This window comes from Paenibacillus cellulositrophicus (assembly GCF_009363095.1).
Lineage (GTDB): Bacteria > Bacillota > Bacilli > Paenibacillales > Paenibacillaceae > Paenibacillus_AQ > Paenibacillus_AQ favisporus.
Genome location: NZ_CP045295.1, coordinates 1,090,152 through 1,106,608, shown reverse-complemented (window position 1 = coordinate 1,106,608; position 16,457 = coordinate 1,090,152). Strand labels below are relative to the sequence as shown.

The following is a 16,457-nucleotide window of genomic DNA, read 5'->3' as shown; positions in this document are numbered from 1 at the left end:
TGCATGAAATCGGAGAAAATATCCGAGGCGGTTGTCCGCAGATTGCCTATATATCTTAGATATCTAAATGAGCTGAACAAGCGGGAGGTGGCCACGGTCTCCTCCCAGGAGCTCGGGCAGAAGCTGGATCTCAACCCGGCGCAGATCCGCAAGGATTTGGCGTATTTCGGGGATTTTGGCCGTAAGGGGATAGGGTATGACGTGTCCTATCTCATCGAGAAGATCCGTCAAATTCTGAATTTGGACCAGCAGATCAACGCGGTGCTGGTCGGAGCGGGGAATCTTGGTCAAGCTTTGTCCAACTATAACTTTTACCTGAAGGAAAATATGAAGATCGTGGCCGTGTTTGACGCCAATCCGTCCAAAATCGGCACGCGGATCAACACCTTGACGGTACAGGCCATGGATGAGCTGAAAGAAACGATACAAAGCAAAAATATCCGGATCGGAATCATTACCGTCCCGGATTTCGAAGCGCAAAACGTCGCCGATCAGCTGATTGCGGCCGGGATCGAAGCGATTCTGAATTTTGCGCCGACGATTCTGAAGGCGCCGGCAAGCATCCGGATCCATGCCGCCGATTTTACGACGGATTTGCTCAGCCTCGCTTATTATTTGAACAACGGAAAGGACGACACGGAAGATGACGGACAATTTGAAGAGCTCGAGCAGCCGGAGCGCCAATCCTAAATGGGCCATTAAGAACGGCAGCTTTGCCGTTTTGCGGCCGGAGCAGCCGGTATTGCATGGCTGGATGGTCATTGAGGGCGACCGCATCACCTATATCGGTGAAGAGGAGCCGCAGCTGGAGGAGGGCGTACAGGTCGTCGACGGCACGCATTTATTTTTTATGCCGGGCCTGATCAACACCCATGGACATACCGCCATGTCGCTGCTTCGCGGTTACGGAGATGACATGGTGCTCCAGGAATGGCTGCAGGAAAAAATGTGGCCGATGGAAGCGAAATTCACGTCCAGTGACGTCTACTGGGGGACTTCGCTGTCCGTGCTTGAAATGCTGAAGGGCGGCACGACGACGTTCCTCGATATGTACGATCATATGGATCAGGTAGGCAAAGTGGTGACTGAATCCGGCATGCGAGCTGCCCTGACCCGCGGTGTCATCGGCCTGTGTGCGGAGGATGTGCAGCGGCACAAGCTGAACGAAGCCATTCAGTTCGCCAAGGACTGGCACGGGCAGGCAGACGGCCGGATCACGGCGATGATTTCTCCGCATGCACCATACACATGCCCTCCTGATTTTATCGAGAAGTTCGTTCAGGCGGCGCATGACCTGGATCTGCCGATGCATACGCATATGTCGGAGACCAAGGCGGAAGTGGAGCAGAATGTACGCGATTATGGAACGCGTCCGGCGATCCATTTGGAGAAGCTCGGCATGTTCTCACGGCCGACGATTCTGGCACACGCGGTCCATTTGACAGACGAGGAAATCGACATTTTGGCGAAGCATCACGTGACGGTATCACACAACCCTGGCAGCAACCTGAAGCTGGCGAGTGGTGTGGCCCGCGTTACCGACATGATGCAGGCAGGCATTACGGTTTCCCTGGGAACCGACAGTGCGGCGAGCAACAACAATTTGGACATGTTTGAAGAAATGCGCCTTGCCGCTTTGATACATAAAGGCGTCTCGGGAGATCCGACGGCGGTTCCCGCGGCGGAAGCGCTGCGTATGGGTACGATCTACGGAGCCCAATCCTTGTTCCTAGAGGGAGTCGGTGCACTTGAGGCCGGGATGAAGGCGGATTTTATCGCGGTGAATACGGATCAGGCTCATTTTCTGCCGCGTACGGACTTCATTTCACACGTCATTTATTCGGCCAGCGCGAAGGACGTAGAGCACGTCTGGGTGGACGGGAAGCAGGTCGTAAAGCACGGCAGCTGTCTCACCTTGGACGAGGAACGCATCCGCAGGGAAGCCCAAGCGGCTTTTGAAGGTCTTCTCTCCCGCTAAGACCGGGATGATTAGCTCACCTTTCAGAAAGGAAGTTCAGGTTGAAGAACAAGAAAAAATGGATCTTTCTCGGCATTGTCGCCCTGCTGCTGATCATTTTCGGCGCTTACCGTTATTTTATTTACGTGCTGCAGGACCAATGGAGCGAAAAGGACACCGCTATTGCCAAAGCGAAGCAGGAAGCCGGAATCGTGTCGGTCGCCGATGCCCAAAAGTCTGTGTGGGACCAGAACAGCATCTACTGGGTCGTGGAAGGAACGAACAAGACGGGCCAGGAGGTCATGGTCTGGGTTCAGTTCACCGATCAGGGAAAACCCAAGGAAGGCCAGAATACCGTGCATCAAGAGCTTTTGAGCAGCGGTATGTCCAAAGAGAAGATGAAGGCCAAAATCAAAAGCTCCATTCCCGGCATTAAAGATATGCGCCTCGTACCGGGTGTCTATAACGGAGAATATGTATGGCAGCTGTTCTACAAGGTGAAAGATCACTATTACTATCAATTTTACCGGTTCAGCGACGGAGCGGAAATCGGCAGCCCGTTCACGCTGCCCAATCGATGATTTTGTTTAAACGGCCATATCATGCAGAAAGAACCCCATCCTCAAATGGGGTTCTTTGGCTTACAAAGGATAATATTTAAAATATATTCACACTTTACCTTCGATTTAGTATATACAATGTGATATACTCTTATTTGTATTGAAGAGATATATATGACGAACAGCCCGGATTGTACTATAATTAGAGGATAGCGTTTTTCAGTAAAATTCAGGAGCCCGCTTCAGCTTGGAAGATGATTTTTCTGCTCTTTATTGAAAAACATGGTATATAGAAGTGTGGTCAGATGCGTGTATTCAACGAAGAGATGCTTGTGTTTCGCGGCAAGCGCAAAACCATCCATCGAATCGGACTGAACAGAAGCATGGTGACCGACCAATGGACTTGAACCGCTAACGAAATATTTATTTTTGTCATCTAAAGTTTACTTTTTTTGCTTTGCCATTTCGAAAGGGGGACAACAAGTGAAATTGCGTCCATTGCCTATTATTATAACTGTTGTGGTTTCGGTAGCCGTACTGTTTGGCGGCTGGTTCTTTTATCGGCAAACGACCCTGCAGGGTCCGCTGCAAAAAATCGTCAGCAATTATCAGGGCGTGAATAACGCACATTTTAATATTACCCGCGATCAGGTGGATTTGAAACTCGATTTGAAGCCGAATGTAAATTTGGCTGATTTGGCGGATAAAATCTCCACCGAAGGCAAATCCGTCGTCGGCACCCGGACGCTGAAGTTCGATTTTGTGGATCATTCATCGGACAAGCTGAACCAGTATTGGGATAAAGCGATGTTCTCTGTAGCCGAAGCGATGGAAAACAAGCGCTATACGGAAATTCCGGTCAAGCTGCAGGATCTGGCTAAGGGTACCGGAATTCAGACGAAAGCCGAAATGGACACGAAAAATGTCTATATTACGCTGACGGACGGCAGCTCAAGCAAGTTTCTTGTTCTGCCCCGTGATCCCGGCAAGATGGGAGTGTGGGAATAATGCCTAAATTGCTGAAGGAAATTTTGATCGGATTTGTGCCGGTATTATTCATTTTTCTAGCTTTTGTAGGGGTCAATGTCATCCCTCTCATTATCGCCGGCTTGATGATCGGCGGACTCCTGTTTATGACCAACATGAGAGGCGGACTGACGGTAGGTGCTGCTTCGGAACGCAAGCGTAAAAAGGGCGGGCCGAAGAAGCTCACTTTTGAAGAAATCGGCGGCCAGGATAATGCCAAGCAGGAGCTGCGCGAGGCACTGGACTTCCTGATCCGTCATGATGAAATCCAGAAGCTCGGCATTCGCCCGTTGAAAGGAATTCTGCTGACGGGACCTCCCGGAACAGGGAAGACGCTGATGGCCAAGGCGGCCGCACATTACACGGATTCGGTATTCGTTGCCGCATCCGGCAGTGAGTTCGTAGAAATGTACGTCGGCGTCGGCGCGGGCCGTGTCCGGGATCTGTTCCGCGATGCGAGAAACCGGGCAGCCAAGGAGAACAAGCAGAGCGCGATCATTTTCATCGATGAGATCGACGTCATCGGCGGCAAGCGCGAAGGCGGGCAGCAGCGCGAATACGATCAGACGCTGAACCAGCTGCTGACCGAGATGGACGGCATTTATTCGTCGGACAGCCCGAGAATCCTTTTGATTGCGGCGACCAACCGCAAGGAGATGCTGGACAGCGCGCTGCTTCGTCCGGGACGGTTCGACCGTCATATTCAGGTGGACCTGCCTGACAAGAAGGGACGCAAGCACATCCTGGAGCTGCATGCGAAGAACAAGCCGCTGCACGAGGAGGTCAACCTCGATAAAATCGCCGAGGAATCTTACGGCTTCTCCGGCGCCCAGCTGGAGAGCGTCATGAACGAAGCCGCGATCTACACGATGCGCGAAGGTCTGAAAGAGATCGAGCAGCGCCATCTGTCCATGTCCATCGACAAGGTGATGATGGGTGAGCGCACCGACCGTGAATCGACGATCGAAGAGAAGAAACGCGTCGCCATCCATGAGCTTGGACATGCCATCATGGCAGAGCTGGTGCGTCCGGGCAGTGTCAGCCAGGTGGCCCTCAGCCCACGCGGCAAGGCGCTCGGTTACGTGCGCCACAATCCGCAGTCGGAGCAGTACCTGTACACGAAATCGTTCCTGGAAGAGCAGATCATGATCGCTCTCGGCGGCGCGGCGTCGGAGGAAATTTTCTACGGCGGACGCAGCACCGGTTCGAGCAACGACTTTGAACAGGCGCTCGACATCGTCAAGACAATGATGAGATCCGGCCTTACGTCGCTTGGCATCGTAAACATGGATATGGTCACGACCGAAGAGCTGATGAAGGTGAACAATGAGATTCTGGAAGACCTGATGGGCAGAACGCGCAGCCTTCTGGACAACCATAGGATCATTTTCGACAAATCTCTGGATATTTTGCTGGCAGAAGAAACGCTGTCCGGCGAACAATTCCGCAAGCTGTTTCATGAGTTTTCACTACTGCCAGCCTGATGCGCTGGCTCTTTTTTTTACTTTTTTTTAATGCTGCGTTATTATTATAAGTTGGGTCGTAAATGTATTTTTCGACAAGAAGGGTACAATAAATATAGAAGACCATGGAAGGTGGAGCAGAAACATGTACTTTAAAAAAATTGGTGTTATCGGCGGGGGGACGATGGGCCAAGGCATAGCCGAAATGCTGGCCGCCAGAGGCCTGGACGTTCTGCTGGTCGAGAAAACGCCGGAGAAACTCGATTATTCGTACAGCATGATCGAAACGAGTCTCGATAAGCAGCTTGAGAAATGGGCGATCACCCAGGCGGAGAAAAAGCTCATTTTGGGCCGAATCCAAAAGGTGGTCCATTTTGCCGAGCTGGGAAGCTGCGATATGGTCATTGAGACCATTTCGGAGGATCTTGAAGCGAAGAAGGAAGTATTTGCCCAGCTGGATCAAGTGTGTCCTAATCATATTATTCTCGCCAGCAATACTTCTACGCTCAGCTTAACGGAGCTTGCGAGCACGACGATTTATCCGGAGCGTGTCATCGGTCTGCACTTTATCCATCCTGTCAGCAAGGTTGACCTCGTGGAAATTATCCGCGGCTTGAAGACGTCTGATTCCACGTTCGGGGAAACGAAGCGTTTTGTGGAGGAAGTCGTGGACAAGAAAGGGATCATGGTATATGAGTCCCCAGGCTTTGTGACAAGCCGCATGATCTGCCTGATGATTAACGAAGCGCTGCATATCCTGCAGGAAGGCGTCGCCTCCGCGGAAGATATTGACGATGCTATGCGGATCGGCTATTCGTTCCAGCACGGACCGCTCGAAATGGCGGACCGCTTCGGTCTGGATTCGGTCCTGGCCGCTCTGGAGCGCATGTTCCGCGAGTTCGGCGAACTGAAATACCGCCCGTCCATCGTGCTGAAGAAAATGGTTCGTGCCGGGCATTTGGGCGTGAAAACGGGAGTAGGCTTCTTCAAGTATGACAAGGATGGTGACCGCGTGTGAAAATTTTGGTAATCAATGCTGGCAGCTCTTCGCTGAAATACCAGCTGTATGATATGACAGACGAAAGCGTACTTGCAAAAGGACTCGTAGAACGGATCGGCATGGACTCATCCATCGTTACCCATAAACCTACCGGCCGTCCGGACGTGACCGAGGTCAGCGAAATTTTGGAGCATACGACAGCGATCCGCAAGGTGCTCGCCCTGCTGACGGATAAAGAGAACGGCGTGATCGAATCTGTGGATGAAATCCAGGCGGTCGGCCACCGGGTCGTGCACGGGGGAGAATTCTTCAATGAATCCGCTCTGGTGGATGCGGAAGCCAAGTCTAAAATCCGCCAGCTGTTCGATCTGGCACCGCTTCATAACCCTGCATCCATGCTGGGGATCAAAGCAACGGAGGCGAATATGCCTGGCGTTCCGCAGGTTGTCGTGTTTGATACCGCCTTCCATCAGACCATGCCGGAGACGGCTTATCTGTATGCCATTCCGAGAGTGCTGTACAACAAATACAAAGTCAGACGTTACGGTATGCATGGCACCTCGCATGATTTTGTCAGCAAAGCTGCAGCGGAGTACCTGGGCCGGCCGCTGGAGGATCTGAAGATCATTACCTGCCACATCGGTAACGGGGCCAGCCTAACCGCCGTGGATGGCGGAAAATCGGTTGACACCTCCATGGGCATGACACCGCTCGAAGGCTTGATGATGGGTACACGCAGTGGTGACCTGGATCCGGCGATCGTTCCTTACGTGATGAACAAGGAAGAGCTGACGGTCAACGAAGTGAACTCCATGCTGAACAAGCACAGCGGTCTATTGGCCATTTCCGGCATCAGCAGCGACATGCGCGAAATTACCGAAGGGATGGAGAAGGGCGATGCCCATTCCAAGCTGGCCTTTGACATGTACGAATACCGTTTGCGCAAGTACATCGGTTCATATGCTGCCGCACTGAACGGCGTGGACGTGATCGTCTTCACGGCGGGCGTCGGTGAGAATTCGGTTGTTTTGCGTAAAAAAGTATGCGAAAATTTGACTTACCTGGGCGTGGAATTGGACGAAGAACTGAACGCCGTCCGTTCCGGCGAACCGCGCCGCATTTCTTCCAAGAACTCCAAGGTGGAAGTGCTGGTCGTTCCGACGAACGAGGAACTGGTGATCGCCCGCGATACTAACCGGATCGTTCAATCCTTGAACGCCTAGGCTGAAGGGATACAGGCAAGTAAAGTTAAGGGAGAGATTGAGGCATGGCCACCAAATGTGTAATTCGTGACGTAAGCAAGCACGTGGGCGAAACCGTCACGATTGGCAGCTGGATCAACAACAAGCGTTCCAGCGGTAAAATTCAATTTTTGCAGCTGCGCGACGGCACCGGATACATCCAGGGCGTCGTCGTCAAGAGCGAAGTCACCGATAAAGTGTGGGAAGACGCGAAAAGCTTGACGCAGGAGAGCTCCCTGTACGTCACAGGCGTCGTGCGCGAGGAGCCGCGTAGTCCGTCCGGCTATGAGATGACCGTCACGGATGTGGAAATCATTCATCTGACGGAGAACTATCCGATTACGCCGAAAGAGCATGGCGTCGACTTCTTGATGGATCACCGCCACTTGTGGCTCAGATCGTCCAAGCAGCGGGCGATCCTGGTGATCCGCGCCGAAATTATCCGCGCCGTGCAGGAGTTCTTTGACCAGAACGGCTTCACCCTGGTGGACCCGCCGATCTTGACGCCGACGTCGGCCGAAGGGACAACGAACCTGTTCCATACGAAATACTTCGAGGAGGACGCCTATCTCACTCAGAGCGGTCAGCTGTACATGGAAGCCGCGGCGATGGCCCTCGGTAAGGTGTATTCGTTCGGACCGACTTTCCGTGCCGAGAAGTCCAAAACCCGGCGCCATTTGATTGAGTTCTGGATGATCGAGCCGGAAATGGCATTTACGGATCACGAAGAGAGCCTCCGCGTGCAGGAGCAGTTCATTGCGCACGTGGTGCAGTCCGTCGTCAAAAACTGCCGGGCAGAGCTGGAAGCGGTAGGACGCGATGTATCCAAGTTGGAGAACATTCAGGCGCCGTTCCCGCGCATCACGTACGATGAAGCGATCGAATTTTTGCATGGACAAGGCTTCGATATTCCTTGGGGCGAGGATTTTGGCGCTCCGCATGAAACGGCGATTGCCGAAAATTACGACAAGCCGGTGTTCATTACGCACTATCCGGTCGGCATCAAGGCGTTCTATATGAAGCCGGATCCGAACCGTCCGGACGTCGTGCTGTGTGCTGACATGATCGCTCCGGAAGGATACGGCGAAATTATTGGCGGCTCGCAGCGGATCGACGATCCGCAGCTGCTGGAGGAACGCTTCAAGGAGCATGAGCTGTCCACGGACGCCTACCAATGGTACTTGGACCTGCGTAAATACGGAACCGTGCCGCATTCCGGATTTGGTCTCGGACTGGAACGGACGGTAGCCTGGATTTGCGGTCTGGATCATGTGCGCGAGACGATTCCGTTCCCGCGGACGCTGTACCGCTTGTACCCATAATGCCGGAAGAGGTGGAGCTCATGGACAATGCAGGTTGGAAGACATGGGCCGAGGGAGCATCATCCGGACTCGGGGCAGGCATGGCGGTCATTCCGTATGTGCTGCTTCGCCATTACCGCAAGCTGAAGCTGACGGATAGCGAAGCGATGCTGCTCGTTCACCTGATTGCGTTCAAGCAGGTCGAGCAGAAGGACTTTCCGACGATGGAGGAGCTGGAGGAGGTTACGGGATCCGGTGCCCAGTCGATTGCGGAGTCGCTGCAGAAGCTGATGAGGGCAGGGTTCATCGCCATTGATGAGGAGCTGGACGAGCTGCGCGGCATTCAATATGAACGGTACAACTTGTCCGGCCTGTATCATCAGCTGAGCCTGTGCCTGGCGAGCGAGGAGAAGCAGCGAACCCAGGCTGCGAACAGACGGACGAAGAAGGCGGCCAAGCCGGAGACGGACAGCAGCAATATGTTTACCGTTTTCGAAAAGGAATTCGGCCGTCCTCTCTCACCGATGGAATGCGAAACGATTTCGGGTTGGATGGACCAGGACCGTTACCCTGAAGAGCTCATCCGCATGGCGCTGAAGGAGGCGGTCTTTGCCGGTAAGGTCCATTTTCGGTACATAGACCGGATCCTGCTGGAATGGAGCCGCAACCGGGTGCGTAGTGCCGAGGACGCCAGAGCCTACACGCAGAAGTTCCGCGGCGGCGGCAGAGCCTGACATTAGAGAGTTGAAAGCGTGCCTTTCCGGTTAAACGGAAGGGTACGCTTTTTTAGCGTCTGTACAGGAACGGTTAGGCCGCGTGTTTGAATCAGGTAAGGACAGCTGCTGCTTGGAAGCGGTTTGGTTTCCGTCTGAATATGCGCCGGTTGGATGGACGTTTCCATATAAAAAGGCGGATCGGCGGGCGGCGGGAACATGATCGGCAGGCAGGAGTATGGTACAATATTTCATAGTGTTCAAGAAGCTGGGCTGTAAGCTTTTTATACGTTAAAGGAGGATATCCATGAAGAACATACTGATCCTTGGCGGTACCCGTTTTTTTGGCAAACGGCTTGTTGAGCGGCTGCTGGAGGATGGGCATGAAGTCACCATCGCGACAAGAGGAAACACGCCGGATCCCTTTGGCGACAGGGTAGAGCGGCTGGTGCTGGATCGCGAGAATAAGGAATCTCTGGCTCAGGCAGTAGCGGGCGGCAGGGTGTGGGAGGTCGTATATGACAACATCTGCTATTCCCCTCAAGCGGCCCAGGATGCCTGTGACGTATTTCAGGGAAAAGTCAAAAGATACATACTTACCTCGTCTCTGTCGGTGTACGATCCTTCTTCGCACCAGAATCAGGAGAAGGACGTCAACCCGTACATTTATCCGATCACGATGGGAGGCAAGGATGATTTCTCCTATGCGGAAGGCAAGCGGCTCGCCGAAGCTGTCTTTTTCCAAAAGGCCGACTTCCCGGTATGCGCCGTCCGCTTCCCGATCGTGCTGGGGGAGGATGATTACACGGAGCGGCTTGAATTCCATATCCGGCGGATCCAAAGCGGTACGCCGATCGGCATGCCGAATCTGAGCGCCAAGCTGTCGTTGATCGATTCTGAAGAGGCCGCCTCTTTCCTGAGCTGGCTGAGAACCCAGCGTGTTGAGGGGCCGATCAATGCCTGCTCGCAGGGGGATGTCAAACTATCGGACATCATTGGCTGGATCGAGAAGGAAACGGGACGCAAAGCCATCATCCAGCGGGAATCGGCGAAAGAAAATGCTTCTCCTTTTGGCGTGCCGGAGTCTTGGACGATGGACACCTCTAAGGCGGAACGGCTGGGATATTCGTTTAAACCGATCCGCTCGTGGGTTCCGGCTTTGATCAAGCAGCTATCGCAGCAGGAGAATGATTAGAAAATCATTTGCGGCGCTTCAGCTGGCCTGGGGCAGCCAGGCACGGATTCATTCAACCGGCAATGTAGGACAGCCTCTTCCTTCGGGGAGGGGCTGTTTTTCTTTTGGATGATATTGGCACGAATTTTTTTTGAAAAACATGCAGGGTTAACCTGGAGTGCCGGCGTCTATAGATACGGGAAGGAGGAGAGAGTTATTGACGAGGAAGCATTGATCGAGCAAATTCGTGATGGCGACCAAAGCGCGTTCCGCACGCTCGTGGAGCGTTACGGACAGCATGTGTTCCATACGGCCTACTCGGTGCTGAAAGATGCCAAGGAAGCCGAGGACGCGGCCCAGGAAGCCTTTATACAAGTGTATAAATCTCTCTCCGAATACCGGTCCCAAGGATTCAAGACATGGTTGACCCGCATTGCTTTACATAAAGCCATCGATGCTAAAAGAAAGCTGGGAAGGCGCAGGGAAGACCAGCTTGCGGATGCAGAGCAGCTGAACCAGTGGCCATCCGGCGAAGCGGATCTGCTGGCCCAGCTGGTCAAGAAGGAGAAAAAGGAGACGCTGGAGCGGAGGTTACATCACCTTCCGCAGCAGCACCGCGAAATTTTGATTCATTTTTATATTCAGGAAAAAAATTACGAGCAGATCGCCAAGGAGCAGGGAATTGCCGTCAAAACGGTGGAATCCCGGCTGTACCGGGCGAGAAGCTGGGTCCGCACCCATTGGAAGGAGGAGGAGTGGAAATGAGTCACAAAAGTCGCTCCCAGCCGGTGACGCAGGACTGGGTGGAGTACATTCAGGGGGCTTGCTCCCCGGAAAAAGCGGATTCGCTGGAGTCGCTGCTGTTGGAGGACGATTCTGCCCTGGCGGCATACATGCAGGTCATGAATGATCTGGGATCGAAGCTGCCCGGTCTTGAATATGAGCAGCGGTTCATCGACAACGTCATGGATGCTCTTCCTTCCGAAGACAAGGATGCGGAGCGCGGAGCAAACGAAAATTGGCGCCGGCGGTGGTACGAACATCGCATGTTCCATTACGCCGTGGCGGCCTGCATTACGCTCGTATTTCTGTCGACCGGATGGTTCGACAAGCTGGGCCCGGAAACGCTGCAAAAGGCAGGGACCAGCGGTCAGCCGACGTATGGTGAAAAGCTCGTTCATGTGACGACAGGCTGGCTGGACCGGCTGAAGCCATAAAAAGAGGGAATCGATGACCATTCAGAATCAAGGAAAGGAACGATGACTTTGTATCCACAACGCAGTAAGATGGCTGCTTTTATTCTCAATTTCATCCCGGGCCTCGGCCACTATTACATGGGACGGAAGCTGAGAGGGGTTATATACCCTATGCTGTTTTTTGGAGGCATTTTGTTTGGAGTAATGGTAGCGATCGCACTGGGTGAAGGCGGCATGTTTTTTGCTTTTACCCTGCTGTGTGCGGCTATATTATGGGGGATCTGCATGCTGGACCTGATCGTGTATCTGGTGCGTATGCCTGCTCCGCAACCCGGGTATCCGCCGCAGCCTTATCCTCCGCATTGGGAACCGGGGGCCGGTCCTTATCCGGGAGGATATAGCGGGCAGGGGCAGCCTGGGTTTCCGGGGAATGGACACGAATTTGCCCAGGAAGGCGTGTATGCGCAGCAGCCGTACCCTCCTTATCCACAGCCCAGCCCGGAGAACGAGCGCTTCTTTACGATTCTGCTCTCCTTTATTCCAGGGCTTGGACATCTTCATATGGGATTGATGCAGCGGGGCCTGTCGTTCCTGATCGCCTTTTTTGGGCTGGGGACCGTCATGTTCTTCCTGACCGGCCTGACCAGCCATGCGTTCTTTATGCTGTTCCTCGGCATCCTGCCGATCATCTGGCTGTACTGCATGTTTGACGCCGTGCAGCTGATTCACCGCAAGCAGGCCGGCGAACAGGTTGAGGACCGCACCCTGTTCGACGAGATGGAGGCCGGCCGGGCGGAAGGACGCCGCAGCAAAGTGCTCGCCACGCTGCTGTCTGCTTTCCCGGGAGCCGGACATATGTATCTGGGCCTGCAAAAAAGAGGGCTGCAGCTGATGGTGATTTTCCTGGGGAGCGTCTACATTTTGGATTTGCTGCGTCTGTCCCTGTTCATGTTTCTCATTCCGCTCATCTGGTTTTACGCCTTCTTCGACGGGCTGCAGCAGACGAGCCGATACGGGCGGGAGCCCCTCATCGACCGGCCTGTCATTGAAGGCATCAAGCTGCACCAGAAGTGGCTTGGCATTGGCCTAATGGCACTCGGTGTGTACTATATCGCCACGAGCCTGATTATTCCCGAGCTTGAAGCGCGGTTTCCCGAGTTCCATATCGATTACCGGATTTCGCATTACTTGAAAACGGCCATCGTGGCCCTGCTGCTGATCGGCGTAGGCATCCGGCTGTTGACCGGGCCCAAACCGAGCGGCCGGGAGAGAAGCCATGGGGATTTTTAAACGGATATTCACTCTAAGATACTGTTCGGCCCTTCATGCAGCCTGACTTTGAGTCAGGCTGTTTTTTTTATTGGGATTAAAGAGGATAAGTATGGTGAACATTGGAGCCTTGCGCGCAGATGACTTATAGCGGTAACCAATGGAGCACGATATCGATTGCTTTCCTGTTTCAGGAAATGTTATGATAGCCCATGCTCTAGCATGAGTTCGGGTCGGAATCGGGTATGAAGGTTTTTTATCATGGAAGTCCGCAGCTTGCCCAGGACATAACTGAGAAGGAGGTATTATCTTACTTATGAACCAGTGGGATGCCGATATTCCCATCACGGACGCTTTGGTCTGCGAGCTGATCGAAAGCCAGTTCCCGGATCTGGCCGGATTTCGGATCAGGCGGATTGGGGAAGGCTGGGACAACGCCGTTTATCAAGTGGGAGACCGCTATACGTTCCGTTTTCCAAGAAGAAGCATCGCCGTAGAATTTCTGCGCACAGAAGGGAGGCTGCTGCCGCTCCTTCGCGATTACATTGCGCTTCCTTATCCCAAACCGGTGTTCTACGGATTGGAAAGCGAAGCATATCCATTTCCGTTTCTGGGTTACACCTATATTCCCGGAACGTTTCCCGTTGGACTGACTGATGAACAGCGGCGTTTATCGGCGGCTTCCTTAGGAAGCTTTCTTCGTAAACTTCATTCGTTTCCAGTGGGAACGGCAAGGGAAGCGGGGGCTTCGGAAGACCACCGGAACCTGACGGACGTAACTTCACGCAAGATGAAAATGGTAGACATCCTGTCCAGCCTGAAGCCTCATCTGCCAAGGGAGGAGCATGATGCCATCCAGAAATATTTGAACCGTGTTACCGTGGACCGGATTACCCCGCGGGAAGTAATGCTCCATGGCGATCTGCACTTTAAAAATATGCTGGCAGACGAGCGTGGACAAATCAGCGGCGTGATCGACTGGGGAGATCTGAATGTCGGCCATCCGGGCTGCGATCTCAATATCGCTTACAGCTTTTTGGGGTCGTCAGAGAGGCAGCTGTTCTTCGAACAGTACGGCGAAGTGGATGAAGAAACCAGGCTGCTAGCCAGGCTGATCGGCGTGTTTATTCCGATGCTCCTTTTGGCTCAGGCGGTTCAAATCCAGGATGCCAGGGTGGCGGAAGAAGCACGGGCCAGTATTCGCCGGGCTTTGTCCGGTGATTGAAACGGCCGATATTGATCCGCGGGGAGCTTATGGTCGTGGTCCAACGGGAACGGACGAAACTTTTTTGATAAGCGCCACCGAACCAGTAAGGGATGACGGTGCCAGCTGCCTGGATGCCAAGGCAGTAAACATGGCTTAATCGCTGGGGATTTTGGTTAGCTCAAACCGGCTGCCCCATCTTTGGGTAGTGGCGATGAGGGTGCGGTCTCCTTTCGTAAAAAAATAGCCGCTCCCTTCTTGCTCCTTATAGTCCCACCCCCGTTTCTCCAGCATGGAAATGATGTACTGACCATTCTGCTGCGAGTTGAGCCGGCTGATATACCAAGTATTTTTTTCATCTGACAACAGGACTGCAGGCGAATCACCGGAGAGCATCCCCTGATTCCATGCCGTCTTTTTGTCGATTCCTTGAAGCGGAAAAGCCGGGTACAGAAGATGGGTCTGAAGCATGAGCCACAGCATAACGGATAGCAGAACCAAGGCTCCCGACGCGCCGATAAACCATTTTTTCAACACTATATATTTCCCCTTTGTTTATCAGATGAAGTCACTGTACTAGAATTTTCCTTTATCCCATTATAACTCGGATGTTCGATGTCTCGACAGGCCTACATAAACCAATCAGGCGTTACTTTCCTCTCACTTGAAGCGTTTTATATAAAGAAAATGACGTAAACATCTTTGGAAGGGGGCGCTCGATTGAAACGTATAATGACTGCTTTCCTGCTGGTTGTGTTCATCTTAGCGGGCTGCAGCCCAGAAAAGGATACGTTCAGCTCACCACTGTATCAAGGCAAAAGCTTGAAGATAAGGGTGTGGTGATGCTACGATTTCTTACGAGGATTGGCCTGACATGGGGCCCGGTTTCTTCGTACTTGGATACGACGGAGGGACACGGCATCAATTTGGCACCGGTTTGTATAACGACACCAACAACGAGACGAATGTCAAAAGCGCTTACTCCGATATCTTCAGGCAGATCGAAACCGGGCTATAGATGGTTATGTCGTATTGATTAAGGGGGAACATGTCCTGAAAATCATCGGTTGCTCGCTGTTAGTGTTTTTACTGTTACTTACCGGATGTGCTTCCGTTCCCCAATCTTACAGCATGCCCGAGTATAAGGGCAGAAGCTTAACGATCGGAGTGGTTGGAGGGGCGCCTTCCGTAAGGGAGAACAACGTTACCTTTGTAACCATAAAAGAAGCAGATCTGGAGAAAGGTACCGCGAATTTAACCCGCTATGATGCCGTTTTTATCATGAAGAAGCATGTGTCTCATTTTGAAGCTCTCATGGAAAAAAATGAACTGAACTTAGAGGATGGCGTTCCGATCTTTTTTATCCAATCTTCGAATATACCGGATCCTCTCTTGAGCGGAGAGGGCTTGCTCCGGAAGAATGCTTCCCAATCCAATGAATTTGCGTTAGGTTATGTGAAGAAGGGAGAGCAGAATAAAACATTTTCCTTTGTCTTGGACGAACATAACGACCCTTTCTCAAACCTGGAGAACGCCTATACGATCCTTTTCAAAACAATCGAATCGGGTATTTAACCGGACAAAAAAATCCTTACTCCGACGCCGGCAGATCCGGTATGGAATAAGGATTTTTTGCTCTTTTCATCATGAGCAGCAAGGCTGCTTCCGCGGCTAATTAACGCCGGCCATCCAGCGTAAGCGGGGCGGCACTGTTCTGAAGAAGCATACTGCGGTACAAATATTCAAAAATGAATTCAAACGCCTCCAGATGCTTTTTCGCTTCAAACGCGTTTTTGCCCCAGGCATAAATGCCGTGGTTGCGCAGCAGGATTCCCGGTACGGCCGGGTTCAGCACGCCTTCCACGAGTTCGGCAATGCGGGGAATATCCGCATAGTTCGGAAGCACAGGGATGGAAATTGGCGCATTCTCCTCCCAAATGTTGAACGCTTTAATCAACTCGATGCCCTGAGCCGGCACGGCTCCGGCCTCCCCGAACCATTCGCTGATCAGGTTGTTAAAGATCGTATGCACATGGAACACGGCGCCGCAGCCGGTGAGACGGTATATTTCGCAGTGGATTTGCGTCTCCGCGCTGGGCTTCAGCGAGGTCGTTTCCACCGCCCGGCCGCTTTTGTCCACGAACAAAAAGTCTTCCGGCGTCGTCAGCGACTTGTCTTTTCCGCTCGCCGTAATGGCGAAATAAAAGGCCTCCGGGTCAAATTCGCCCACCCGCATCGAAAGATTGCCGCTGGTTCCCGGGAACCAGTTCTTCGCGGCAAACTGCTGTTTGATCAGGCTCAACTCTCCGAGAACCTGCTGCTTATGCTCTAGGCTTATGCCGGCAAAGGTCAT

At 52.9% G+C, this 16,457-nt stretch carries 16 protein-coding genes; 14 read left to right on the top strand and 2 right to left on the bottom strand.

The annotated features are described in order from the left end of the window. Window positions 1–3: 3 nt before the first annotated feature. From GCU45_RS04910 to GCU45_RS04845, 14 genes are all read left to right on the top strand, one after another. On the top strand, window positions 4–690 hold the full coding sequence (locus GCU45_RS04910) for a redox-sensing transcriptional repressor Rex (RefSeq protein WP_145158511.1): 687 nt from the start codon (window positions 4–6) through the stop codon (window positions 688–690). Further along, window positions 644–1,978 (top strand): amidohydrolase, encoded by a 1,335-nt coding sequence (locus GCU45_RS04905; RefSeq protein ID WP_152398274.1) that lies wholly within the window; start codon window positions 644–646, stop codon window positions 1,976–1,978. Before GCU45_RS04910 ends, GCU45_RS04905 begins: the two co-directional genes overlap by 47 nt. A 41-nt stretch (window positions 1,979–2,019) precedes the next feature. Then, on the top strand, window positions 2,020–2,538 hold the full coding sequence (locus GCU45_RS04900) for a cell wall elongation regulator TseB-like domain-containing protein (protein ID WP_076170879.1): 519 nt from the start codon (window positions 2,020–2,022) through the stop codon (window positions 2,536–2,538). A gap of 462 nt (window positions 2,539–3,000) precedes the next feature. Then, a complete protein-coding gene (locus GCU45_RS04895) occupies window positions 3,001–3,525 on the top strand; it encodes a hypothetical protein (RefSeq protein WP_116229723.1) in 525 nt (174 codons plus the stop codon). Further along, window positions 3,525–5,027: an AAA family ATPase gene (locus GCU45_RS04890; RefSeq protein WP_152398273.1), complete on the top strand. Its 1,503-nt coding sequence runs from the start codon at window positions 3,525–3,527 to the stop codon at window positions 5,025–5,027. Before GCU45_RS04895 ends, GCU45_RS04890 begins: the two co-directional genes overlap by 1 nt. A 124-nt stretch (window positions 5,028–5,151) precedes the next feature. Further along, complete coding sequence (locus GCU45_RS04885; protein WP_152398272.1) at window positions 5,152–6,024, top strand: 3-hydroxyacyl-CoA dehydrogenase family protein; 873 nt, start codon at window positions 5,152–5,154, stop codon at window positions 6,022–6,024. After that, complete coding sequence (locus GCU45_RS04880) at window positions 6,021–7,229, top strand: acetate/propionate family kinase (RefSeq protein WP_152398271.1); 1,209 nt, start codon at window positions 6,021–6,023, stop codon at window positions 7,227–7,229. Before GCU45_RS04885 ends, GCU45_RS04880 begins: the two co-directional genes overlap by 4 nt. 44 nt (window positions 7,230–7,273) lie before the next feature. Continuing rightward, entirely contained in the window at window positions 7,274–8,569 is a 1,296-nt protein-coding gene (gene asnS, locus GCU45_RS04875) for an asparagine--tRNA ligase (RefSeq protein WP_152398270.1), read from the top strand. Window positions 8,570–8,589: 20 nt separating this feature from the next. Next, window positions 8,590–9,282 carry a DnaD domain-containing protein gene (locus GCU45_RS04870; RefSeq protein ID WP_076170893.1) on the top strand — a complete coding sequence of 231 codons (693 nt, stop codon included), beginning with the start codon at window positions 8,590–8,592 and terminating at the stop codon, window positions 9,280–9,282. Window positions 9,283–9,568: 286 nt separating this feature from the next. After that, window positions 9,569–10,456 carry an NAD-dependent epimerase/dehydratase family protein gene (locus GCU45_RS04865; protein WP_152398269.1) on the top strand — a complete coding sequence of 296 codons (888 nt, stop codon included), beginning with the start codon at window positions 9,569–9,571 and terminating at the stop codon, window positions 10,454–10,456. Window positions 10,457–10,564: 108 nt separating this feature from the next. Further along, complete coding sequence (locus GCU45_RS04860; RefSeq protein ID WP_152398268.1) at window positions 10,565–11,200, top strand: RNA polymerase sigma factor; 636 nt, start codon at window positions 10,565–10,567, stop codon at window positions 11,198–11,200. Then, window positions 11,197–11,652 carry a hypothetical protein gene (locus GCU45_RS04855; RefSeq protein ID WP_152398267.1) on the top strand — a complete coding sequence of 152 codons (456 nt, stop codon included), beginning with the start codon at window positions 11,197–11,199 and terminating at the stop codon, window positions 11,650–11,652. Before GCU45_RS04860 ends, GCU45_RS04855 begins: the two co-directional genes overlap by 4 nt. A gap of 42 nt (window positions 11,653–11,694) precedes the next feature. Then, entirely contained in the window at window positions 11,695–12,921 is a 1,227-nt protein-coding gene (locus tag GCU45_RS04850; protein ID WP_152398266.1) for a hypothetical protein, read from the top strand. A 295-nt stretch (window positions 12,922–13,216) separates the two neighbouring features. Further along, entirely contained in the window at window positions 13,217–14,125 is a 909-nt protein-coding gene (locus tag GCU45_RS04845) for a phosphotransferase (RefSeq protein ID WP_152398265.1), read from the top strand. Window positions 14,126–14,260: 135 nt separating this feature from the next. Here the strand turns inward: GCU45_RS04845 and GCU45_RS04840 are convergent, their stop codons facing one another. Continuing rightward, complete coding sequence (locus tag GCU45_RS04840) at window positions 14,261–14,641, bottom strand: hypothetical protein (RefSeq protein WP_152398264.1); 381 nt, start codon at window positions 14,639–14,641, stop codon at window positions 14,261–14,263. A gap of 1,138 nt (window positions 14,642–15,779) precedes the next feature. Further along, the gene (gene mtnB / locus GCU45_RS04835) at window positions 15,780–16,457 is read right to left on the bottom strand and encodes a methylthioribulose 1-phosphate dehydratase (RefSeq protein ID WP_076170910.1); all 678 of its coding nucleotides are present in this window, start codon (window positions 16,455–16,457) and stop codon (window positions 15,780–15,782) included.